17 protein-coding genes are annotated in these 22,272 nt (G+C 64.3%); 9 read left to right on the forward strand and 8 right to left on the reverse strand.

Features of this window, described 5'->3' with window-relative positions; translation table 11 throughout:
- On the reverse strand, positions 1 to 1,316 hold a 1,316-nt coding region (locus VN004_RS19325; RefSeq protein ID WP_325613588.1), incomplete at its 3' end, for a glutamine synthetase family protein.
- 151 nt (positions 1,317 to 1,467) lie between these two features.
- Between VN004_RS19325 and VN004_RS19330 the strand changes: the two genes are divergently transcribed.
- The 5 genes from VN004_RS19330 (at position 1,468) to VN004_RS19350 (ending at position 7,130) form a co-directional block, all read left to right on the forward strand.
- Entirely contained in the window at positions 1,468 to 2,484 is a 1,017-nt protein-coding gene (locus VN004_RS19330) for a LysR family transcriptional regulator (protein WP_325613590.1), read from the forward strand.
- Between the two features lie 81 nt (positions 2,485 to 2,565).
- Positions 2,566 to 3,135 carry a MarR family transcriptional regulator gene (locus tag VN004_RS19335; protein ID WP_325613592.1) on the forward strand — a complete coding sequence of 190 codons (570 nt, stop codon included), beginning with the start codon at positions 2,566 to 2,568 and terminating at the stop codon, positions 3,133 to 3,135.
- A gap of 13 nt (positions 3,136 to 3,148) precedes the next feature.
- Positions 3,149 to 4,204 carry a guanitoxin biosynthesis MBL fold metallo-hydrolase GntH gene (gntH, locus tag VN004_RS19340; RefSeq protein ID WP_325613595.1) on the forward strand — a complete coding sequence of 352 codons (1,056 nt, stop codon included), beginning with the start codon at positions 3,149 to 3,151 and terminating at the stop codon, positions 4,202 to 4,204.
- A 102-nt stretch (positions 4,205 to 4,306) separates the two neighbouring features.
- Positions 4,307 to 5,281, forward strand: a complete 975-nt coding sequence (locus tag VN004_RS19345) for a tripartite tricarboxylate transporter substrate binding protein (RefSeq protein WP_325613597.1) — start codon at positions 4,307 to 4,309, stop codon at positions 5,279 to 5,281.
- 145 nt (positions 5,282 to 5,426) lie between these two features.
- On the forward strand, positions 5,427 to 7,130 hold the full coding sequence (locus tag VN004_RS19350; RefSeq protein WP_325613599.1) for an IlvD/Edd family dehydratase: 1,704 nt from the start codon (positions 5,427 to 5,429) through the stop codon (positions 7,128 to 7,130).
- A gap of 136 nt (positions 7,131 to 7,266) precedes the next feature.
- On the opposite strand, the gene VN004_RS19355 is transcribed toward VN004_RS19350, so the two are convergent.
- The gene (locus VN004_RS19355; protein ID WP_325613602.1) at positions 7,267 to 8,469 is read right to left on the reverse strand and encodes a patatin-like phospholipase family protein; all 1,203 of its coding nucleotides are present in this window, start codon (positions 8,467 to 8,469) and stop codon (positions 7,267 to 7,269) included.
- 117 nt (positions 8,470 to 8,586) lie between these two features.
- Complete coding sequence (locus VN004_RS19360; protein ID WP_325613623.1) at positions 8,587 to 9,366, reverse strand: tryptophan 2,3-dioxygenase; 780 nt, start codon at positions 9,364 to 9,366, stop codon at positions 8,587 to 8,589.
- Between the two features lie 268 nt (positions 9,367 to 9,634).
- Here VN004_RS19360 and VN004_RS19365 point away from each other — a divergent pair, with 268 nt between their 5' ends.
- The 4 genes from VN004_RS19365 to VN004_RS19380 all read left to right on the forward strand — a co-directional run bounded on the left by VN004_RS19365 (position 9,635) and on the right by VN004_RS19380 (position 15,810).
- The gene (locus VN004_RS19365; RefSeq protein ID WP_325613604.1) at positions 9,635 to 10,801 is read left to right on the forward strand and encodes an aminotransferase class V-fold PLP-dependent enzyme; all 1,167 of its coding nucleotides are present in this window, start codon (positions 9,635 to 9,637) and stop codon (positions 10,799 to 10,801) included.
- A gap of 73 nt (positions 10,802 to 10,874) precedes the next feature.
- Entirely contained in the window at positions 10,875 to 11,810 is a 936-nt protein-coding gene (locus VN004_RS19370; protein ID WP_325613606.1) for a 3-keto-5-aminohexanoate cleavage protein, read from the forward strand.
- 387 nt (positions 11,811 to 12,197) lie between these two features.
- On the forward strand, positions 12,198 to 13,934 hold the full coding sequence (gene ybaL, locus VN004_RS19375; RefSeq protein ID WP_325613608.1) for a YbaL family putative K(+) efflux transporter: 1,737 nt from the start codon (positions 12,198 to 12,200) through the stop codon (positions 13,932 to 13,934).
- Between the two features lie 109 nt (positions 13,935 to 14,043).
- Positions 14,044 to 15,810 carry a potassium/proton antiporter gene (locus tag VN004_RS19380; RefSeq protein WP_325613610.1) on the forward strand — a complete coding sequence of 589 codons (1,767 nt, stop codon included), beginning with the start codon at positions 14,044 to 14,046 and terminating at the stop codon, positions 15,808 to 15,810.
- A gap of 165 nt (positions 15,811 to 15,975) precedes the next feature.
- Here VN004_RS19380 and hcrB read toward each other — a convergent pair whose 3' ends face one another.
- The 5 genes from hcrB to VN004_RS19405 all read right to left on the reverse strand — a co-directional run.
- Positions 15,976 to 16,995, reverse strand: a complete 1,020-nt coding sequence (gene hcrB / locus VN004_RS19385; RefSeq protein WP_325613612.1) for a 4-hydroxybenzoyl-CoA reductase subunit beta — start codon at positions 16,993 to 16,995, stop codon at positions 15,976 to 15,978.
- A 122-nt stretch (positions 16,996 to 17,117) separates the two neighbouring features.
- Positions 17,118 to 19,478: a 4-hydroxybenzoyl-CoA reductase subunit alpha gene (gene hcrA / locus VN004_RS19390; RefSeq protein WP_325613613.1), complete on the reverse strand. Its 2,361-nt coding sequence runs from the start codon at positions 19,476 to 19,478 to the stop codon at positions 17,118 to 17,120.
- Positions 19,475 to 19,957 carry a (2Fe-2S)-binding protein gene (locus VN004_RS19395; protein ID WP_325613616.1) on the reverse strand — a complete coding sequence of 161 codons (483 nt, stop codon included), beginning with the start codon at positions 19,955 to 19,957 and terminating at the stop codon, positions 19,475 to 19,477. Before VN004_RS19395 ends, hcrA begins: the two co-directional genes overlap by 4 nt.
- 222 nt (positions 19,958 to 20,179) lie before the next feature.
- Complete coding sequence (locus VN004_RS19400; RefSeq protein WP_325613619.1) at positions 20,180 to 20,602, reverse strand: thioesterase family protein; 423 nt, start codon at positions 20,600 to 20,602, stop codon at positions 20,180 to 20,182.
- A gap of 119 nt (positions 20,603 to 20,721) precedes the next feature.
- Positions 20,722 to 22,272: OB-fold nucleic acid binding domain-containing protein (locus VN004_RS19405; protein WP_325613621.1), on the reverse strand; the 1,551-nt coding region annotated here is incomplete at its 5' end.

Consider the following 22,272-nt stretch of genomic DNA (forward strand, 5'->3'; position numbering starts at 1 on the left):
GCCTTGAGCGCATCCGGCAGCGTCTTCGGCAGCAGCGGATAGTCCGAGTTGTACGGATTCAGCTCCTGCGGCCCCGGCTCGCGCTTGCTCGCGATGCCGTCGAGACCGGACACGATCTGCGCGGCGATGTAGAGATACGGATTGGCGGACGGTTCTCCGATGCGGTTTTCGATCCGCGTCGCCGGATCGAACGGCGCGCCAAGCACGCGCGCCATCACGCCGCGATGGTCATACGCCCAGGTGGCGCGATCGGGCGCGAGGGAGTTCGGCTTGTAGCGGCGATAGCCGTTGATGGTCGGCGTGGTGAACGGCGTCGTGGCCTGCGCATTCGCGAGCAGTCCGGCGAGATAATGCATGCCGACGGGCGATAATGGGTCGCCCTGTCCGTTCGGCGTGAACAGGTTCTTCTTACCGCTCGCGTCGCTGAGCGATTGATGCAGATGCCAGCCGCTGGCGCAGAAGCCGGCAAGGCCCGGCCGCGCCATGAAGCTTGCAAGATAGCCCATGCGGCGCGTGATCTGGCGCGTGGCGCTGCGGAACAGGATCAGGTTGTCGGCGGTGGTCAGTGCATCCCGCGGCGCAAAGGTGCATTCGAGCTGGCCCGGTCCCCATTCGTTTTCGATCGAACGCAGCGGCAGGTCCATCGCTTCGAAATGCTCGCACAACGCGGTCAGCACCGGCTGCATGATGTCGAAATTGGACTCGGAGTGATACGAATAGCCGGTTTCGACCGGGAAGGTGCGAACCGGCTTGCCCTTCAGTCCGATGGCGTTGGTGTTTTCCGGCAGGATCGGATCGCCGGCGAGGCGCAGGAGATACCATTCCACTTCAAGGCCGACGGTCAGGCCGAACTTCTGCTGCTTCAGTCGCGCGAGCTGCTTCTTCAGGAGCTGGCGCGGCGAGAAGTGAAACGGGATGCCGGTATTGAAATATTCGTCGCAGATCACCCAGCCGAGACCCGGCGCCCAGGGCAGCACGCGGAATGTCGCTGGGTCCGGCACGATGGTCAGGTTCGGCGACCCGGTCATTTCCTCAAGGCCCATGCCGCCGCCCGGCGTGAACGAGGCGAAGGTGCGCGCGCCGGAGGCGTCGAGCGTCGTGGTCGCGACATTGATGTTGTAGCCGTTCGTCAGCGTCGACAGGAAAGCCGGGATCGTCACTTCCTTGGTGCGGGCGTGCCCGTGCGTGTCGGACCAGACGAGGCGGATCAGCTTGAGCTTGTGCTTGGCGCAGAGCGCTTTCAGCGCGCGGGCCTGCCGCTTCTGCTCGGGAGTCCAGAGGCCAAAGCGTTCGATAAACGGGGCAGGTTGCTTCATTTTCAGTCCGGGACGGGCAAAGGAGGGTGAAGAATCCATCGAAGACCCGGACTTTAACTGCTTTCGCCGGCAGGAAATTGGAGCAATTCTGAAAAATGGATGCTGTTCAATCAAATGAATAATCGGCGTGAATTCATATCATAGTTGACATATGTCGAAACGGTCCTCCAAGCGCCCCTATTCCCGGATATCCGGCCAGAGCCTGCGCCGCCGGGTGCGGCTGCGCCAACTGGAATTGCTCGCCGCGCTGGAGCATGCGCCGACGCTCAGTGCGGCGGCGCGCGAGGTGCGGCTGTCGCAGCCGGCGGCGTCGAAGCTGCTCGGCACGCTCAGTCAGGATCTTGCGGTCGAATTGTTCGAGAAGGCCGGCCGGTCGCTGCGGCCGACGCCGGCCGGCCGCGCGCTGATCCGGCATGCCGCGAACCTTGTTGGCAATCTCGATCGCGCGCAGGCCGAGATCGAGGCGATCGAAAGCGGCCTCTCCGGCACGGTGGCGGTCGGGGCCGGCATCGGCGCCTGTTATGTGCTGATGCCGCGCGCGTTGCAGCTTCTGCTCGATCAGGCGCCCGACATCGTGGTCACGATGCGCGAGGGCGCGATGGAGGAGCATTTCGCGATGCTGCGCGATGGCCGCCTCGATCTCGTGGTCGGCCGCGTCGAACCCGCGTTGGTCGATCGCGATTTTGCGATGGACGAGCTTTACGATCCGGCCATCCTGATTGTCGCCGGACCTCAGCATCCGCTGGCGCGGAGCAACGCGGTGTCCTGGTCGAAGCTTGTCGAGCAGGACTGGATCCTGCCGCAGGAGGGCACGCCGATGCGGGCCGGCATCGAGCGGATCTTCCGCCGCGTGAAGCGCCGGCCGTCGCGCTGCATGATCGAGTCGTCGTCGATCCAGACCAATGTCAGCCTGATGAATGCACGCGACATGCTGTGGGTCTTGTCGGAGGACATCACCGCCTATTTCGAAGCGCTCGGCCTGTTGCGGCGCGTGCCTGTCGAGATGCCGCGGACGGCTGCGGCGCTCTCGGTGGTGCGCATGCGCGGACCTGATCTGTCGAATGCGGCACGCCGCTTGCTGGATTGCCTGCACCAGGCGGCCGACACCATCGCGATGAATCCCGGTCTCGCTGTGAACGCGGTCGCGGCCGAGAAGGACGGGACGTGACAGGGCGATCAGGAGGCTAGACCGCGCGATCCCTGCGCACGCTATTGTCTGCGAAGTATTATACAAGTATCGTATCCTGGCATGGCCAAGAGACCGAAGATGCCGGCTCCTGAGCGGTCAGCGGCTCCGGCCGTCGTCCGGAGGCGTGGCAATGCAGCCGCCCGCGCAACATCGCGCCGCGCCGTCGAAAAGCCCTACCGCATCACCGATTATCCGATGCATTACTTTGCCGCGATCCAGCGGCAGAACCAGCTCAACCTCGCGCGCACGCTGCGCGAGATCGGCGTGTCGGTGCCGATGTGGCGCGCCTTGTCGGCGCTCCGCCACAAGGACGGGCAGACGATCGGAGAGCTTGCGCAACTCACCGTGCTCGACCGCTCGAGTCTCGGCCGGCTGCTCGACGACATGGCCCGCGATGGCCTGGTGGTACGCGAGCCGCTTCCCGACGATCGCCGTGCGCTGTCGGTCAGTCTCTCGGCGAAAGGACGGCAGACCTTCGAGGCGGCGCGGGCGCTGGCGCGGCAGCATTACCGCGAAGTCTACAAGGGGATCACGCAGCCGGAATTCGAGACGCTGATGCGGCTTCTGCGGCGCATCAAGGCGAATACGCGTGCGATGGCGGCGGAAATCGATCTGGATGACATTTCATGACAGGTGCATGACCATGAGTGCGAAGCGCGATTACTATTTCCCGAATACCGAGGAGCTTGCGCCCGACGAGATGCGCATCATCGCGCTCGGCACCGGCCGTCCGTTCGTGCGCAAGGCGCAGGCGAACACCTCGTGGCTGATCGAGCTCGGCAACGGCGACAAGTTCATCTGGGATTTCGGCTCGGGCTCACAGGTGAATTTCACCGCGCTCGAAATTCCGCATCAGGACATCACCGCCTATTTCGCGACGCATCTTCATGCCGACCATGTCGGGGATTTCGCGCAGGTCTGGATCGGAAGCTGGGCCGGCGGGCGTTCGAAGCCGCTCGTCATGTACGGCCCGTCCGGCCCGGAGCCGAAATACGGAATGAAGCACTTCGTCGAGAAGCAGGTCGAATCCTTCGCGTGGGACACCGATACCCGGCTCGGTCTGTTGCCGGATGCCGGCGCCGAGGTCGAAGTGCACGAATTCGATTTCGCAAAGACCGGCGTGATCTACGAAAAGAACGGCGTCGTCATCAAGAGCTTCCCGGCGATCCATATCTATGACGGGCCGGTGAGTCTGCGGCTGGAATGGAACGGCCTGTGCTTCGTGTTTTCCGGCGACACCACGCCAAGCACATTCTTTGTCGAGAATGCGCAGGGCGCCGACCTCATGGTGCATGAGGCTTTCAACACGGTGTCGCAGCTCATGGAGCGGTCGGGTTACGACGAGCGGATGGCGAAAGGCATCGGCACCATTGCCCATACCGCGCCGTCCGAAGTCGGGCATGTCTTCGCAAGGACCAATCCGCGGCACGCCGTCATCTATCATTTCTTCAACGATTTCGACACCGCAGCCGAGATGGAGCGCGACGTGAGGCTCGGCTGGCAGGGTCCGTTGTCGCTTGCACAGGATCTGATGGTGTTCAACGTGACCAAGGACGACATCCTGGTCCGTATGGCGGTCACACCCGATCACGTCTGGCCCAACAAGAAGGAGCATCAGGCTTTTCTGTCGGGCTCGCGCAAGAAGCGGCTGCAGATGTCGCGCTGGCTCGCCGATCAGCAATTGTTCCCGAAATTCTGAAGTCGGGAAGAGGATATTCCAACAAGCCGGGGAAGAAGAAAAATCCGGGAGATGACGACTGGCGTAGTGTCGAAAATGAACTGAGACGATTGGAGAGGGGTCATGCGTCGTATCGGGTTCGTCCGTCTTGCTGCTGCCGGCTTGCTGTTGTTGCTGTCTGCGCCTTCGGGACATGCGCAGGATTATCCGGACAAGCCGATCCGGGTTGTGCTCACCTATACGGCGGGCGGCGTCTCCGACGGCATCATGCGACTGCTGGCGCCGAAGATGGAGGAGATGCTGGGGCAGAAGCTCATCATCGAGGCGAAGCCCGGCGCGGCGGGCAATATCGGCACCATCGAAGTCGCGAAATCGCCGCCGGATGGCTACACGCTAGTGGTGACGGCGACCAACAATTTCGTCATCAATCAATACACCATGAAGATGCCGATCGACCCGCTGACGGCGCTGGCGCCGGTAGCGAAGCTCGCGGATGTGCCGCTGGTGCTGTTCTCCAATCCGACAATCCCGGCCAAGGACTTCGCGGCTTTCATCGATTACGTGAAGGCCAATCCGGCGAAGGTCAATTTCGGCTCGCCCGCTGCGGGCACCGTCAATCACATGCTGCTCGAGCGCGTGAAGCAGACCAAGGGTCTCGACATGCAGCACATTCCGTTCCGCGGTTCGCCGCAGGGCGTGATGGCGCTGCTGCAAAACGACATCCAGCTCTTCACCGTGGGTTACGCGGCGGGCATCGGCCATCTGAAGGACGGCAAGCTGACGGCGCTTGCGGTGGCGAGCGACGAGCGGCTGCCCGAATTGCCGGATACGCCGACGCTGGCCGAGAGCGGGCTGCCGGGATTCACCGGTGCGAACTGGTGGGGCATGGCGGCACCGGCCGGAACGCCGGAACCGGTCGTCAGGAAAATCCGCGAGGCGGTGCAGGCGGCGCTCAAGGAGCCGAACGTAATCGCGCGCTACAAGGCACTCGGGCTCGGCATCCCGAAACAAAGTCCCGAGCAATGGGCGGCAGGACTCAGGGCCGAAGCGGAGTTGTGGTCCGACACTGTGAAAAGGGGCGGAATTGTCTTGCAATAGTGCCCCGCCAAGAGGATTGCGCCGCCACGGCTTAGTTCCTACACAGGCCCATCCGCCGCTCATTCCCGCGCAAGCGGGACTCCAGATTGCGTGACACTGGGTCGCCGCTTTCGCGGGGGCGAACGGCAGAAGAGGGAGTGCTGCCGTGACCGCGGGAATGCGCAAGGGCCTGACCAGCTACGGCGACAAGGATTTCTCGCTGTTCCTGCGCAAGGCCTTCATCAAGGCCATGGGCTATTCGGACGATGCGCTGGATCGTCCGATCATCGGCATCACTAACACCTATTCCGATTTCAATCCCTGCCACGGCAACGTGCCGCAACTGATCGAGGCGGTGAAGCGCGGCGCGATGCTCGCGGGCGCGATGCCGATGGAATTTCCGACGGTCTCGATCCACGAAAGCTTCGCCTATCCCACCTCGATGTTCCTGCGCAATCTGATGGCAATGGACACCGAGGAAATGATGCGCGCGCTGCCGGTGGATGCGGTGGTGCTGATCGGCGGCTGCGACAAGACCACGCCGGCGCAGGTGATGGCCGCAGTGAGCGCCGACCGTCCGACCATCGTGCTGCCGGTCGGGCCGATGCTGGTCGGCCATTTCAAGGGCGAGGTGCTCGGCGCCTGCACCGATTGCCGCCGGCTGTGGGGTGAATTCCGCGGCGGCCGCATGTCGGCGGAAGACATCGAGGTTGCCAATGCGCGCCTCGTGCCATCGGTCGGCACCTGCGGCGTGATGGGCACCGCCTCGACCATCGCCTGCATGATGGAGGCGATGGGCATGACGCTGCCCGGCGCGGCAACGATACCCGCGACGCATGCCGATCGCGTGCGCATCGCGGAAGCCACCGGCAAGCAGGCCGCAGCGCTCGCGAAGAGCGGGGGGCCGAAGCCGTCAGACATCATCACGAAGGACGCACTCCACAACGCCATCGTGATGCTGCAGGCGATCGGCGGCTCGACCAATGGCGTCGTGCATCTCTCGGCGATCGCCGGCCGCACGAACACGCCGCTGACGCTCGAAGAGTATGACGAGATCGGCAGGAAGACGCCGGTGCTGGTCGACCTGAAGCCGTCCGGCGATCATTACATGGAGCATTTTCATTACGCCGGCGGCGTGCCGCGGCTGATGCAGGAACTGAAAGACCTGCTGAAGCTCGACGCGAAGCACGTGATGGGCGGCACGCTCGGCGACGCCATCAGGGATTTCGAGGACGTCCCGGGCCAGACGGTGATCAAGCCGCGCAATGCACCGCTGAAGAAAGAGGGCGGCATGGCCATCCTGCGGGGCAATCTTGCGCCGCGCGGCGCGGTCATCAAGCAGGCCGCGGCGTCACCCAAGCTGATGCAGCATGAAGGCCGCGCGGTGGTGTTCGATTCGGTCGAGGACATGACGACGCGGATCGACGATCCGGCGCTCGACATTGCCGAGGACGACGTGATCGTGATGCGCAATGCCGGGCCCGTCGGCGCGCCCGGCATGCCCGAGGCGGGGTACATCCCGATCCCGAAGAAGCTCGCGCAGAAGGGCGTGAAGGATATGGTGCGCATTTCCGATGCGCGCATGAGCGGCACCGCCTTCGGCACCATCGTGCTGCATGTCGCGCCGGAATCGGCGGTCGGAGGGCCGCTCGCTCTGGTGAAGACCGGCGATCGGATCAGGCTCGATGTGGCAAACCGCAGCCTCGAACTGCTGGTCAGCGATGCCGAGCTGGACGCGCGGCGCAGGACCTGGACAGCGCCGCCGGTGCCGGCGGAGGCGCAGCGCGGCTACGCGAAGCTCTATCGCGAGCATGTGCAGCAGGCGGACGAAGGCTGCGACTTCGATTTCCTCGCCGCCGTGAGGAAGTAACACACTCCGTTCATTCCCGCGTAAGCGGGAATCCAGTCTTCCTTACTCCGGGTCCCCGCTTTCGCGGGGACGAACGGATCACCTGGGGCACGCTCTCGACCTCACCCGGCAGGCGGGAGAGGTGAGGACCACGCCATCACTGCGCCGCTATGCGCGGGTTGCGCGCGACCGGCGGCGTATCCGAGCCGGGACCGCGCCGCCACGCCGCGCCGGTGCGGCCCTGTTCCACGCCGAAATCGAACAACCCCTTCATGTAGGCGGTGTCGAAGCCCGCTGAGGTCTGCGACGGATAGGCTTCGTCAATTGCGGCGAGCGTCATCGTCCAGTTTCGGCGGCGGATGAATTCGTAGGAGGCGAGCAGCGTATTGCGTGTGTTCGCGCGCACCGATGTCTCGAACGACCTGATCGCGACGCGCACCGTGTTGGCCGGCACGACGTCGAAATAGGGGCCGAGCTTGCTGTTCAGGATGACATAGATGCGCGGGCGCACCCCGGACGGCACGATCGGCCGGTTGGCCACCAGCATGGCCTCCGGCACCAGAAGGAGATTGGTGATGATGCCGCCATCGACATGCATTTCCTGGAAACGTTTGCCATGCGCTTCGACGTCGATCAGCACCGGCGAAAAGATTCCCGGAATGCTCGCGGACGCTTCGATCACCTGCCGGAACAGTTCCGGCGCCCGTGGATCGCGGCTCGACGCGATGGCGCCCATGTCCCAGATCGCGGTGCGCTGCGCGTCGAGCTGCGTGCTGACGATGTAGAGCCTGCGTCCGGCGCGATACTCGCGCGCCACCGCCTCGATGATATCGGGGGTTACGTGCTTGGCGATGAGTTGCCGCAAGGGTCCGGCCTCGAACAGGCTGGTCCCGAACAGGCCGCGGAGGCCCTGAAATTTCAGGAAGCCTTCGAACGCGCCGCTGGAAAACACCTCGGCGAGCACGCTGTCGTATTGTGAGCCGAGAAAGGCGAAAGGTGCGATCAGGGCGCCCGCGCTGGCTCCGGTGACGACGGTGAATTTCGGCCGGTCTCCGCGCTCCGTCCAGCCATTGAGAAGCCCTGCGCCGAACGCGCCGTCCGCGCCGCCGCCGGACAGGGCGAGGATAACGGGCGTCTCGCGTGCGCGCGGATCGATCAGCGGACGCCGCGCGATGGACGGGTCATCGGCGAAGACGCGCGCTTCCGGGATGCCGGGGACGATGGCGGCTTCCTGTTCCTGCTGGGTATAGGGAATGCGGGACACCGAGGCGCAGGCGGTGACCAGCATCGCGCACAACGCGAGCGCAGCCGTGCGCCGCAAGCCCGACCGGCCCGCCAACACTCCAGCACGCAAACGCATACGCCACCCCACTCAATCCCGCGGGCATCAGAACAACGATCACTTTGCGGCGACTTAAGGGACGGACGGAAACCCGTCGTTATGGTCAACAATCGCCTAACGGCCGCCGGCAGGATCTCACAGCTCGGTTCGCACTGCCCATAATTCGGGAAAGAACGAATGATCGAGCGCGGATCTAAGGAAGGCCACGCCGCTCGAGCCGCCGGTGCCGCGCTTGTAGCCAATGATGCGCTCGACCGTCTTCATGTGGCGGAAGCGCCATTGCTGGAACCAGTCTTCCAGGTCGACGAGTTCCTCGGCGAGTTCATAGAGATCGAAATATTTCCGTGAGTCGCGATAGACCGCGAGCCACGCGTCGCGCACCGCTTCGCTGAAGACGTGCCGGACGGCGAAGTCGCGCGCGATGACGGACTCGGGGATGTCGAAGCCGCGGCGGCGCAGCAACATCAGCGATGCATCGTAGAGACTGGGAGCTTCCAGCGCCGCCTTCAACTTCTCGTAATTGACGCTGTTATGCCGATGCGGCAGCAGCATCTTGGGGTCCTTGGCGCCGAGCCTGAATTCGACCATCCGGTACTGGAAGGACTGGAAGCCCGACGACTGACCGAGCGCGCTGCGGAACTCCAGATAATCGGACGGCGTCATCGTCGACAACACGTTCCAGGCATTGATCATCTGTTCGAGGATGCGCGTCATCCGCGCCGTGGACTTGAACGAGGGCGGAAGCTGATCGCGCAGCACGAAATCGATCGCGGTGTCGAGCTCGTGCGCCATCAGGTTCAGCCAGATTTCCTGGACGTGATGGATGGCAATGAACAGGTGCTCGTCGTGCTTGTCGGTCAGCGGCTTCTTGGCGGCGAGAAGCGTGTCGAGCTGCAGATAGTCGCCGTAGGTCATCCGGCCGGCAAGATCGACATGGATGTCGTCGCCGATCCGGCTTGGCGGCGGATTGTCATTTGTGGCCACGGGACTGACTTTCTTCAGTTTGCGGTTCGCGTCGAAATTTGGTCCATTCCTTCGACCAACGTAACCGTCCGCTTAATCCCGCGAAAGCCGGAATCCCTGGGCGCATGATGTAATTCGCCATTCCGGGCGACATGCGAAGCGTTAAGGATGCGCCGCTGCCCCGGCGGCCCGAAGTGACGACATAGAGATTGCAGTTGCCATGCCGCTCGACCTGACTGCCGAATTCTCGCGCTTTCGCAATGCCGATCCCGACCGGCTGCACTTTGCCGCGCACAGCCATGCCTATTGGCCGGATGCGACGCGCGCCGCACAGCTTCAGGTCTGGGACGATGCCGCGCGGCTCGTCGACGAAAAATGGTCGCATGTGCTGGGCGAGGTCTGGCCCGCTGTCGCCCGCAGCGTCGCGTGGCATTTGCGTTTGCCCGATCCGGCGACGCTTGTCTCGGCGGGCAACACCCATGAATTTGTCAACCGGCTGATCTCGGCGCTGCCGCTCGATCGCACGCCGGTGATCGTCACCACCGACAGCGAGTTTCATTCCTTCAAGCGGCAAACCGAGCGGCTCGCCGAGGACAGGCTGATAGAACTCGTCATCGTGGCGGCCGAGCCGTTGGCCACATTGCCGGCGCGGCTCATCGCGGCGGTGAAGGCGCATGCGCCCGACATGGTGTTCGTCAGCCATGTGTTCTTCAACTCGGGCTACGCGCTGCCCGATCTCGATGCGCTGGTCGATGCGGTGGCCGCGCCCGGCCGCCTCACGGTGATCGACGGCTATCACGCCTTTCTCGCGATCCCTGTCGACCTGTCCCGCATCGCGGATCGCGCCTTCTACCTCGCCGGCGGCTACAAATATGCGATGGCGGGCGAGGGCGCCTGCTTCATGCATTGCCCGCCCGGATTCGCGCCGCGACCGCGCAACACCGGCTGGTATGCAAGCTTCGCAACCTTACAGGGCCCGCAGGATCGCGTGCGCTACGCGACCGACGGCCAGCGCTTCATGGGCGCGACCTTCGACCCGAGCGGCCTCTATCGCATGCGTGCTGCGCTGGACTGGATGGCGCGGCTTGGTCTCGACGCCGCTGCGATTCACGCCCATGCGATGGAGCTGCAGGAGATATTCATCGCCGGCATTTCGGAGCGCCCCGTCGGCCTGTTCGATCCGGCGAATCTGGTCGTCGCGGCCCATGAGAAGTCGCGCGGCAATTTCCTCACCTTCGAGCATCCGGATGCGGCGCAATGGCAAGCGCGGCTCAAGGCCGCCAACATCGTCGTGGATGTGCGAGACACGCGGCTGCGCGTCGGGTTCGGCCTGTACCACAATACGGGCGATGTTGCGCGATTGCTGGAGCGCCTGCACGCGGCTTGATGCTTGACGAAAGCGCGACGCGATGCGCTCAATCCCGGCCCATCGTTGCAGACAAAGTCCCGGGGAAGGAACCATGGCGAAAGGCCGTAAAGTCATTATTACCTGTGCTGTCACCGGCTCGATCCACACGCCGTCGATGTCTCCGCATCTCCCGGTCACGGCCGAGGAGATCGCCGATGCCGCCATCGGCGCGGCCGAGGCCGGCGCAGCCATCGTTCATCTGCATGCGCGCAATCCGCAGGACGGACGGCCGGACCAGACTCCGGAGGCCTTCGCCCCGTTCCTGAAGGTGATCAAGCAGCGCTCCAATGTGGTGGTGAACATCACCACCGGCGGCGCGCCGACCATGGCAATCGAGGAGCGCGTGCGTCCCGCCGCGACCTTCAAGCCGGAGGTCGCCTCGCTCAACATGGGCACGATGAATTTCGGGCTGTACCCGATGATCCCGCGCTACAAGGGCAAGTTCAAGCACGACTGGGAGGAGCCGTATCTCGAAGGATCGCGCAAGGGCATGTTCAAGAACACCTTCGCGGACATCGAATACATTCTCACCACCTGCGCCGAGAACGGCACCCGCTTCGAGGTCGAGTGCTACGACATCGGCCATCTCTACACGCTGAAGCATTTCCTCGACCGCGGCGTGATCAAGCCGCCGATCTTCGTGCAATCGGTGTTCGGCATTCTCGGCGGCATCGGCGCGCATCCGGAGGACGTGCTGCAGATGCGCCGCACCGCCGACCGCCTTCTGGGCGACAATTACCACTGGTCGGTGCTGGGCGCCGGCGCGAACCAGATGCGGGTCGCTGCGATCGCAGCGGCGATGGGCGGCAATGTCCGCGTCGGCCTCGAGGACTCGCTCTGGGTCGGACCCGGCCAGCTCGCGAAAAGCAATGCCGAGCAGGTGACGCAGGTCCGCAAGATCCTGGAAGGCCTCGGCCTCGAAATCGCGACGCCGGATGACGCTCGCGAGATCCTCTCGCTCAAGGGCGGCGACAAGGTCGCGTTCTAGTCTCGGCTGACTCGTCCCGGAGCGCCCCCGGCGGCGCTCCGGATGCATCGCCCCGATGGCTTCCTGTCTTGACTTTATTCCTATTTTCCGATAGACGCCGGATGTGAAGCGCCGGGAGGCGTCGAGCCCTTGCGCCAAGGGCTCGCGCGCCTCCGGAGATGAGCCGTGTGCACCGGTTCATGTTCTGAGGCGCGCGGCCGGGCCGATCGCAAGGCTCGGCCAGGGGCGTTCGCAAACGCCCTGGCGCCTCCCGCCGCTTCATGGCCGGGACAGGCGATCCGCGCTCAAGACGCGCCCGCGTCTCAAACAACAGGGCCGCAGGCGCATGTGCGCCGATGGCGGATCGTCGCATTGTGTCGTCGGCGGTCGAGCGGTTAAGAAAAGCGGATGCATCATGATACGCCGCTGATTTCCACCCTGGTCATGGGCCTGGTTCTTGCCTTTGGCCTCGGCGCACTGGCCCAGCGCCTGCGTATTTCCCCACTGGTTGGCTACCTTCTCGCCGGGATTGTCATCGGACCCTTCACGCCCGGCTACGTCGCCGACCAGAAGATCGCAGACCAGCTCGCAGAAATTGGCGTCATTCTGCTGATGTTCGGCGTCGGTCTGCATTTCTCGCTTGATGAACTTCTGAAGGTGAAGGGGATCGCGATCCCCGGCGCGATCGCGCAGATCGCGGTCGCGACTCTGCTCGGAATGGGGCTCGCCTACCTGCTCGGCTGGCCGGTGGCGGCCGGCCTCGTGTTCGGCCTCGCGTTGTCGGTCGCCTCCACCGTGGTGCTGCTGCGCGCCCTGCAGGAGCGGCGGCTGGTCGAGACCGAGCGGGGCCGAATCGCGGTCGGGTGGCTGATCGTCGAAGACATCGCGATGGTGCTGGCTCTGGTGCTGCTGCCGGTGCTCGCCGACACGCTCAAGAGCGGATCGAACGGAGAACTTGGCCTGAACGAGCTGCTGTGGCCGCTCGGGATCACCCTCGCCAAGGTGTCTGCCTTCGTGTTCGTGATGCTCATTATCGGCCGGCGGGTAATTCCGTGGATCATGCACTGGATCGCCCATACCGGCTCCCGCGAACTCTTCCGGCTCGCCGTCCTCGCCATCGCGCTCGGAGTCGCGTTCGGCTCGGCGGTGCTGTTCGATGTCTCCTTCGCGCTCGGGGCCTTCTTCGCCGGCATGATTCTCGCCGAATCCGAATTGTCGCAGCGGGCGGCGCAGGAGACGCTGCCGCTGCGCGACGCCTTCGCGGTGCTGTTCTTCGTCTCGGTCGGCATGCTCGTCGACCCCGCGATCCTGTGGCGCCAGCCGCTGCCGGTACTGGCGACGCTGCTGATCATCGTGCTCGGCAAATCGGTCGCGGCCTATTTCATCGTGCGGCTGTTCCGCTACCCGCCGTCGACCGCGGTCACCATTTCGGCGAGTCTGGCGCAGATCGGCGAATTTTCCTTCATCCTCGCTGGACTTGGCGTGTCATTGGCGCTGCTGCCGCAGAGTGCGCGCGACCTGATCCTCGCGGGCGCCATCCTGTCGATCCTGCTCAACCCCATCTTCTTTGCGATGCTGGATCGCTATCTCGCCAAGGAGAAGAAGAAGCCCAAGGAGGAGCCGGAGACCCGCAAGCGCGCCGCGCGAGAACCGATCCCGCAGACGACGCTCACCGATCATGTGGTGCTGATCGGCTATGGCCGGGTGGGCCGGTTCGTCGCGCCCCGTGTGATCGAAATGGGCTTTCCGCTGCTGGTGGTCGATACCGACGGCAACGCGCTGGCGCGCCTCAAGGCGGACGGCGTCGCGACGATCCGCGGCAACACTCTGGAAAAGGAAGTGCTGGCCGCCACGAACCTCGCTGCGGCGCGCTGCCTCCTCGTCGCCGTGCCGGACGCGTTCGAGGGCGGCTTCGCGGTGCAGTTCGGGCGCAAGACCAATCCGTCGCTGAAGATCATCGCCCGGTCGCATTCGGAAGAGGAGACCGCCTATCTCATGAAGAACGGGGCGACCGAGGTGATCATGGGCGAGCACGAAATCGCCAAGGCCATGATCGCCGGGCTTCCGAAGCTCTCCGCGGAAGCCGGGGCCGATTTCGACGGCCCGATCCTCGAGAGCGTCGAGCCGTCGCCTCAGCTCGCCTGATCGAACCGCCGTACGGCCGGCCGGTCGAAGAAAATCGGCGACGCGTCCACGATTTTTTGTTGCGCGGGCGACGCGCGCGCCCTCCTATGTGCCTCTCACCTGGAGGCCCATGAGCGCACTCGACGGCATCAATATCGCTATCCTGCTGGGGGCTCTGCTGGCGATGGCCGGCATCCTGTCGAGCCTTGTCGCGCTCCGCTTCGGCGCCCCGCTGCTGCTCATCTTCATCGTCGTCGGCATGCTGGCCGGCGAATCCGGGCCGGGCGGCATCCAGTTCGAGGATGTGCGGCTGGCCTTCATGGTGGGCTCGATCGCGCTTGCCCTGATCCTGTTTGACGGCGGTCTGCGAACCAAATTTGCAACCTTCCAGAATGTGCTCGCGCCGGCCGGCACGCTCGCTACCCTCGGTGTGCTCATCACCTCCGGCATCGTCGCGCCCGCGGCGGTCTATCTCTTCAACCTGAGCTGGCTCGAAGGATTGCTGATGGGCGCCGCGGTCGCCTCGACCGACGCGGCGGCCGTGTTCTTCCTGATGCATGCACGCGGATTGCGGCTGCGTCCGCGCGTGGCGGCAACCATCGAAGTCGAATCCGGCACCAACGATCCGTTCGCGGTCTTTCTCACCATCGTGCTGGTGGAAATCCTGCTGCAGGGGCAAAAGCCGGCGCTGGAAATCCTTCTCGTGCTGGTGCGCGAAGCGGCGCTCGGCACGATGATCGGCGTTCTCGGCGGCATCGCCATCGTCGCGACGCTCAATCGCGTGGAATTGCCACAGGGCCTTCACGCGCCTTTTGTGGCCACCGGCGCGATCGTGACCTTCGGGCTCTGCCAGTCGATCCATGCGTCCGGATTTCTGGCCGTCCATCTGGCCGGCCTCATCGTCGGCAACCGCGTGATGCGGGCGCGCACGGCAATCGGCACCTTTCTGGATGCCGCAACCTGGCTCGCACAGATCGCGATGTTCGTGCTGTTCGGATTGCTGGCCTGGCCCGAGCGCTTTCCCGGTCAATTGTTGCCTGCGATCGGGATCGCAGTCGTCCTGATGCTCGTGGCGCGTCCGGTCGGCGTCTTTGTGTCGCTGCTGCCGTACCGTTTCTCCGTGCGGGAGAAGCTGTTCATCTCATGGGTCGGCCTGCGCGGCGCGGTCGGCTTCTTTCTCGCCTCGATGCCGCTTCTGGTCGGACTGAAGAATTCCCAGGTCTATTTCGACGTCGGCTTTATCGTCGTGATCGTGTCGCTGCTGGTGCAGGGCTGGACCATCGCGCCGGCTGCGCGCTGGCTGCGGATCGCGAAAAAACGTCCCGACGCATTCCAGGCCCGCATCGAGCTCGATCTGCCCGGTCAGCGCGCGCAGGAACTGGTCGGCTATCCGGTGACGTCGGGCAGCCCGTATCTGCGCGGGGGCATCATCCCGTCATGGGCGAAGATCGCGCTGGTGGTTCGCGACGAGAAGGTGATGACGCCGGAAGAAGCGCGCGGCCTGCATGAGGGAGATCATGTCTATCTTCTCGCGCCGCAGGAAAAGGCGTCGTCACTCGATCGCTTCTTCGCCAACCTGCCGCCGCCATCGTCTCCCGATCCGGAGCTCATGGGCGACTTCTTCATCGGCGGCGACACGACGCTTGGCTCTATCGCGGAGATCTACGGCATCTCGGTCGAGCCTGCGCAGCAGCTGATTACGGTGGCAGACCTGTTCGGCGAGCGGCTTGGTCGTGTTCCGCAGTCGGGCGACAAGCAGCGCCTTGGCGAGGTCGTGCTCGTCGTGCATCGCGTGAAGGATGGACAGGTGCTGACGGTCGGTCTGCAGCTTGCGGACGAGGATGAGAAGCCCTGGGCGCAACGCGCCATGGCGTGGCTGCGCCGGCTTGCAAGATGACGAGCGATTTCGGTCCAGGTCGGAAACGCGTCGTCCATTCTTCTGTCATGCCCGCGAAGGCGAGGCATAAGCAAACTTTTGAAGCCGTTGTGTTGACTGGATCGCCCGCTTTCGCGGGCGATGACAGCTGGAGAGAGCGGCTGCTTCTGTGAAGCTGAATGTGCTCTAGGGCTGCTCGAACAGTTTCGTCACCAGCCGGCGGGCGAGGACCGAGGCGACCCGACGGCGATAATGGCCCGGTGTGAAGGTCGTCTTCATCGCCATCACCTGGTCGCGCACGAGATCGTCGAGGTCTTTGTAAAACGCCTCATCGAGTGGCTTGCCGCACAGGTCCTGCGTTCCGGTCAGCAGCACCGGCCGCGGATTGGTCCCGGTGAACGCAACGCGCAGATCGGTGAGCACGTCGCCCTCGCGCTTGAGCGCCACCGCGACGCCCGCCACTGGATATTCGATCGACCGGCGGATGCGGATCTTGTCATAGGCCGAGCGCAGGCCGGGTGTATTCGTTGCGCGCACGGCGGTGACGATCTCGCCGCGCCGCAGCGCCAGAAAGAACTTGCCGTCGCCTTGCGTCTCGGTGACCGGCACGTCCTGCCGCGCAAAGCCGATATAGATGGAATTGAGCGGCAGGGTGCGGCGGCCCTGCGGGCCGGCGAGATCGACCTCGGCGCCGAGCGTGAGAAAGGCCGGCGCGAGATCGCCGCTGAAAGTGGCAAAGCACACGCCGCGGCTCTTCGGCGCGACATGACACATGGTCCCGGTGGTCTTGAGGCAGTGATTGTTGGCGTCGCGCCACCATTCGCTCTGATTGTAATAGATGCAGCGCGTATCGAGACAGAGATTGCCGCCGACCGTGCCCATGATGCGATGGGTCGGGCCCGCGATCTGGTGCGCGGCCTCCGCGATCATCGGATAATGCGCGCGCACGGCCGGGTGCGCCGACAATTCGGCGAGCGTCACCGATGCGCCCACTTCGATGCCGTTTGCATCGGCCTGGATCGTGCGCAACTCGGCGACATCGTTCATCTCGATCAGCATCGCCGGCGCAACGATGCCGCGGCGGATGTTGACGGTCAGATCGGTGCCGCCACCGAGCGGCTTCGCATCGGGATGGGCGGCGCGCGCCTTCAGCGCCTCGTCGAGTGTTTTCGGACGGATGAGATCGAATTGCGGAAGCGCGTCCATTCAGTTGAATCCGTGCAGCTGCCACATAATCCGCTCATGCCCGCGGAGGCGGGCATCCAGTCCTGAAGGCCTGGGTCTCCGCCTGCCCGGGAACGAGCGGAGGAAAGCCGGTTGCGCGCCCTTCATGACGCGCTCCCGTTCGTCTTGCCGCGCGCCTTTGCGCGCTTCTTCTTCTCGATCGCCTCGTAGACGCGGTCCGGCGTCACCGGCAGATCGTTGAAGCGGATGCCAATGGCGTCGTGGATGGCGTTGGTCAGCGCCGGAAGAAATGCGGCGAGCGAGCCTTCGCCGGCTTCCTTCGCGCCGAACGGCCCGTGCGGATCGTTGCTCTCGACGATGTAGGTTTCGATCGGCGGCGAGTCCTGAATGGTGGGTACGCGATAATCCAGCATATTGGCGGTGACGAGCAGGCCGTCGTGATAGCCGGTCTCCTCGCTCATCGCCTGGCCCATGCCCATCCAGACCGAGCCCTGCACCTGACCCTCGACGCTCAGGCGGTTGAGGGCCTTGCCGCAATCATGCGCCACCCACACATTGTCGACGGTGACAACACCGGTCTCCTCGTCGACCGTCACTTCGACCACCTGTGCCGAATAGCTGTAGCCCATGGTGCCGCCGATCGCGGACCCGCGATATTTCTTGCCGCCATGCGATTCAGGGATGGTGGAGTAATTCCCGGTGACGGTGATCGTGCCGGAATCCTTCAGGGCTTCCATCACGACTTCTTCGAAGGTTGCGCCCTTGTCCTGCGCGCCGGCGCGATAGATCTCGCCGAGGCATTCGATGTCCTCCGGACGCGCATCGAGCTTGCGCGCCGCGGCCTTGATGAACAGCGCCTTGAGATTGCGCGCCGCGTCGATCGCCGCATTGCCGACCATGAAGGTGACGCGCGAGGAATACGAGCCGTTGTCCTTCGGCACGACTTCGCTGTCGCCGGTCACGACGCGCACGCGCGACATGTCGAGGCCGAGCACCTCGGCGACCGCCTGGACGAGAATGGTGGATGAGCCCTGCCCGATATCCGCGGCGCCCGACATCACGACCAGCGAGCCGTCGAAATCGACCTTGATCTTCACGGTGGCATGCGGCTCGCCGGTCCAGTTCACCGGCTTCGAGGCGCCGGAGATATAGTGCGAGCAGGCCATGCCGAGGCCTTTTTTCAAGCTGCCGGTGCCTGGCAGCTTGCCCTTGCGCTCGTTCCAGCCGCTCGCCTTTTCGACGATGTCGAGGCATTCGGGCAGGCCGTAGGAATTCACCATCAGGTCGTTGTCGGTGAAGGTCGGCGCCTCCAGGAGATTGGCGCGCCGCACCGCGAACGGATCGATGCCCATCTCGTGCGCCATCTGATCGAGCAGGCTTTCGAACGCAAAACGCACATCGACGGTGCCGTGCCCGCGAAACGCGCCGCAGGGCGGCGTGTTCGTCAAGACGCGCTTGCCGATATATTTGACGTTCTTGAGATCGTAGATCGCGTAGAGCATCGAGCCGGCGTAGAGGATCGTCACCACGCCATAGCCGGAATGCGCGCCGCCGCGCTGGATCGCCTCGCATTCGACGCCGGTAATGCGGCCGTCCTTCTTCATGCCGATCTTCAGCCTGACGTCGGTTTCCGGCCGTCCGCGATGGGTGATGAATGTCTCCTCGCGATTGACCACGGTACGCACCGCGCCGCCCGCCTTGCGCGCCAAGAGCGCCGTGATGAGCTCGACATTCAGCGTCTCGGTGCGGCAGCCGAAGCCGCCGCCGACATGCGGCTTGATCACGCGGATGCGCGACATGTCCATGTCGAGAATGTCGGACAGCATCAGGTGTACGTAATACGGCACCTGCGTCGAGGCATGCACGGTGATGCGGTCGCGCACCGCGTCGTAGTCGGCGATGGCGGCATGCATCTCCATCTGCACCTGGCAGACTTCCGGGCAATTGTAGACGCCCTCGCTCACGAGGTCGGCGTCGGCGAACGCATTGTCGACATTGCCGAGTTCGAAGAACACGTCGCGTTCGAGATTGCCGGGCCTCTTGTCGTGCAATTGCACGGCGTCCGGCGCCATCGCCGCCTGCGATGTGAAATAGGCCGGCAATTCCCGCACCGTCATCTTGATGCGGCGGATCGCTTCGCGCGCGGTCGCATCGTCGACGGCGGCAACGGCCGCGACCGGCTCGCCGCGATAGCGCACCTTGCCGCGCGCCAGCGGATGTTCGCTGCGCGCGATCGGCAGGACTCCGAAGGTCTTGTCGCAATCGGCGCCGGTGACGATCGCCTTGACGCCCGGCAGCTTCAAGGCCTCGGAGATGTCGACGTCGAGAATCTCGGCATGCGCATAGGGGCTGCGATAGATGCGGCCCGCGAGCATGTTGGGGCTGAGAATGTCGGCGGTGTATTTGGCGCGGCCGGAGACCTTTTCCGGTCCATCGACCAGCGGGACATAGTCACCGATATTGTGCGCAGGCACGACGTCCTGCATCGGAACGGGCTTGTTCATGGCGCGACTCCCTGCGCCTGCAGGCCGGCCGCGTATTTCACAGCCTCGATGATCTTCACATAGCCGGTGCAGCGGCAGATGTTGCCGCCGAGGGCGTCGAGAATGTCGTGGTCGGTCGGATTGGGGTTGCTGCGCAACAGCCCGACCGTCGCCATGATGAAGCCGGGTGTGCAATAGCCGCATTGCGAACCGAGCTTCTCGTGAAAGCCGCGCTGGACGGCAGAGAGCTGGCCGTCCCGGCCGAGCGATTCCACGGTGTCTATTTTGCAGCCGGCCACACTGGCCGCGAAGGTGAGGCAGGACAGGACCGGTTTGTCGTCGACCAGCACCGTGCAGGCGCCGCATTCGCCGCCGTCGCAGCCAGTCTTGGTGCCGGTGAGGCCGGTGACTTCGCGCAGATAATCCAGCAGCAGCAGATTATCGGGGACCGCATCCACGCGCTTGCGGTCGTTGAGCACGAGTTCGAGGAGTCTCGGCATCCTTGCGTTTCCCGTAACGGCCGGTGGTTCCGGCTCGCCATTTTTTTGAATCGTTGCAGTCTAATAGTTTGGCCTCCAACTATGCAATCCGAAGAGCCGGAACCGGGAATCGCTGGTCCATTGTTCGGAAGCGCTTTGGCCACGGACGGGCGCGCGAACGCGGCCGGAGCGCGGTTTTCAATCCGCGCCGGCGGCCTGGTCCGCTCTAGGAAACGCGAAGGCTCAGGGCGTCTTGAATTTCGCGATCACGTGGTCCGGGATCGGCATCGTCTTGAGCTGGCCCTTGTCATCCAGCGCGGCCCAGACGCGGGTCTCGGAGCCATCCACCGCGAGTTGTCCGTCGACGAAAATCCGGTGACAGACGTTGAAGCTGGAGCGGCGGAACTCGCCGACCCAGGAATGCATCTCGACCACGTCGCCGAACTTCGCCGGCACCATGAATTTCGCTCGGGCGTCGACCAGCGGCACGCCGAGGATCTCGAAGGTCTTGGCCATGTCCTGCGGCTTCACCCCGAGCGCGGCCTCGAACAGGTGCCAGCTGGAGGTATCGAAGAACTCGAAAAAGCGGCTGTTGAAGACGATGCCGGCCGGGTCGCAATAGGCCCAGTCGATAGTGAAATGCCGCTTGTTGACGAAGTCGCCCACGCCTGCCCCCGGTTTCAAAAGCCGGCATTCGATGCCGCAGCCGACGGGTGCGTGTCAAATGGTGCTTCTCGTTGCCATTCCGGGGGCCTGCACAGGAGGCGGCGCGCCCCGGCATGACCTCAATGAAAATTCCGGCCCTTCGGCATCACCTTGTGGGTCGCCATCAATTCGTCGGCCAGATCCGGCTGTTCGCGCAGGAGGCGCACCAGCGCGTCGCCGCGCCGCGGATGCGCGCCCTTGAGCTGATTGCTGGCGGCGGCTCTCGCCTGATTCTTGGCGGAGCGGGTGCCGGGGTCGGGACGCTTCACCTCGTCGCAGCGGGCGAGCGACTCGATGTCGGCGCCATGTTCGGAGAGCCGGCGTAACAGCGGCGTCAGATCGTCGATCTGCTCGGCGACGACATGGATCACGCCTTTCTCGTTCTGCAATCGGCCGGTGACGCTGACGAGGCGCGCGCCCAGCACCACGGGGCGGAAGGTCTCGAACACCTTCGGCCATACGATGGTGTTGGCGATGCCGGTCTCGTCCTCCAGCGTCATGAAGATCACGCCCTTGGCGGTGCCCGGACGCTGACGGATCAGCACGACGCCGGCGATGGTGACATTGCGCCCCGACGGTGTTCGGGTGAGCGCGTCGTTGGGAAGAATCCCGCGTGAATCGAGATCGCGCCGCAGGAAAGACACCGGATGCTGGCGCAGCGACAGCTTCAGGTGCCGGTAATCCTCCACGACCTGTTCGCCCGGCAGCATCGGCGGCAGCGCGACATCGGGTTCCATCTCCGGCATCGCGACTCGCGCAAAGAGCGGCAGATCGTCCTTGTCGCCGGAGCGTTGCAGCGCGCGGATCGCCCATAACGCATCGCGGCGACTGAGGCCGAGCGAGCGGAAGGCGTCGGCATTGGCAAGCTTCTCCAGTACGGCAGGACGCAGACCCGTGCGCAACCACAGATCGCGGATCGAGTCGTATCCCGCGCCGCGTTTCGCCGCGATGACCCGGCCATCGTCTTCCGACAGACCGCTGACCTGGCGAAAACCAAGGCGGATGGCGTGGGTGCTGCGGATGTCGTCTTTCATCTCCATGTGACGAGGGTGGATTTTCGCATGCGCGGCGCGCTCCCTCCCGTTGAAAGCGTGCTGTCTTTTTCCCTCCCCACCGCTTCGCGGGGGGAGGGAAGAAGCGTTCGCTCCACGTGAAGCCCTGGCGTTCGCGATCTCTCCACGTTCGTCTTCGCGATTTTCTATCCGCTCGCCTTCGCGAGCATGAGCGGACATTTCCAGTGGCTCCGGCGTGTCCAATGGCTCCAGCGTGCAGTCCCAGTCCGAAGCGTTGATGTCCACGTCGCGCACCGCGACGCCATGCTCCTGCGCATCGCGCACGATCTGCGCCGGCGCGTAGAACCCCATCGGCTGGCTGTTGAGCAAAGCCGCCGCGAACACGTCGGGGTAATGGCATTTCAGATAAGCCGAGGCGTAGACCAGATTGGCGAAGCTCGCGGCGTGGCTTTCCGGAAAGCCGTATTCGCCGAAGCCCTTGATCTGCTCGAAGCAGCGTTCGGCGAAGTCGCGGTCATAGCCCTTCGCCACCATGCCCTCGACCATCTTTTCCTGAAACTTGCCGATGGTGCCGACGCGCTTGAATGTCGCCATCGCGCGCCGCAGCTTGTCGGCTTC

This window comes from Pseudorhodoplanes sp. (genome assembly GCF_035565855.1).
Lineage (GTDB): Bacteria > Pseudomonadota > Alphaproteobacteria > Rhizobiales > Xanthobacteraceae > Pseudorhodoplanes.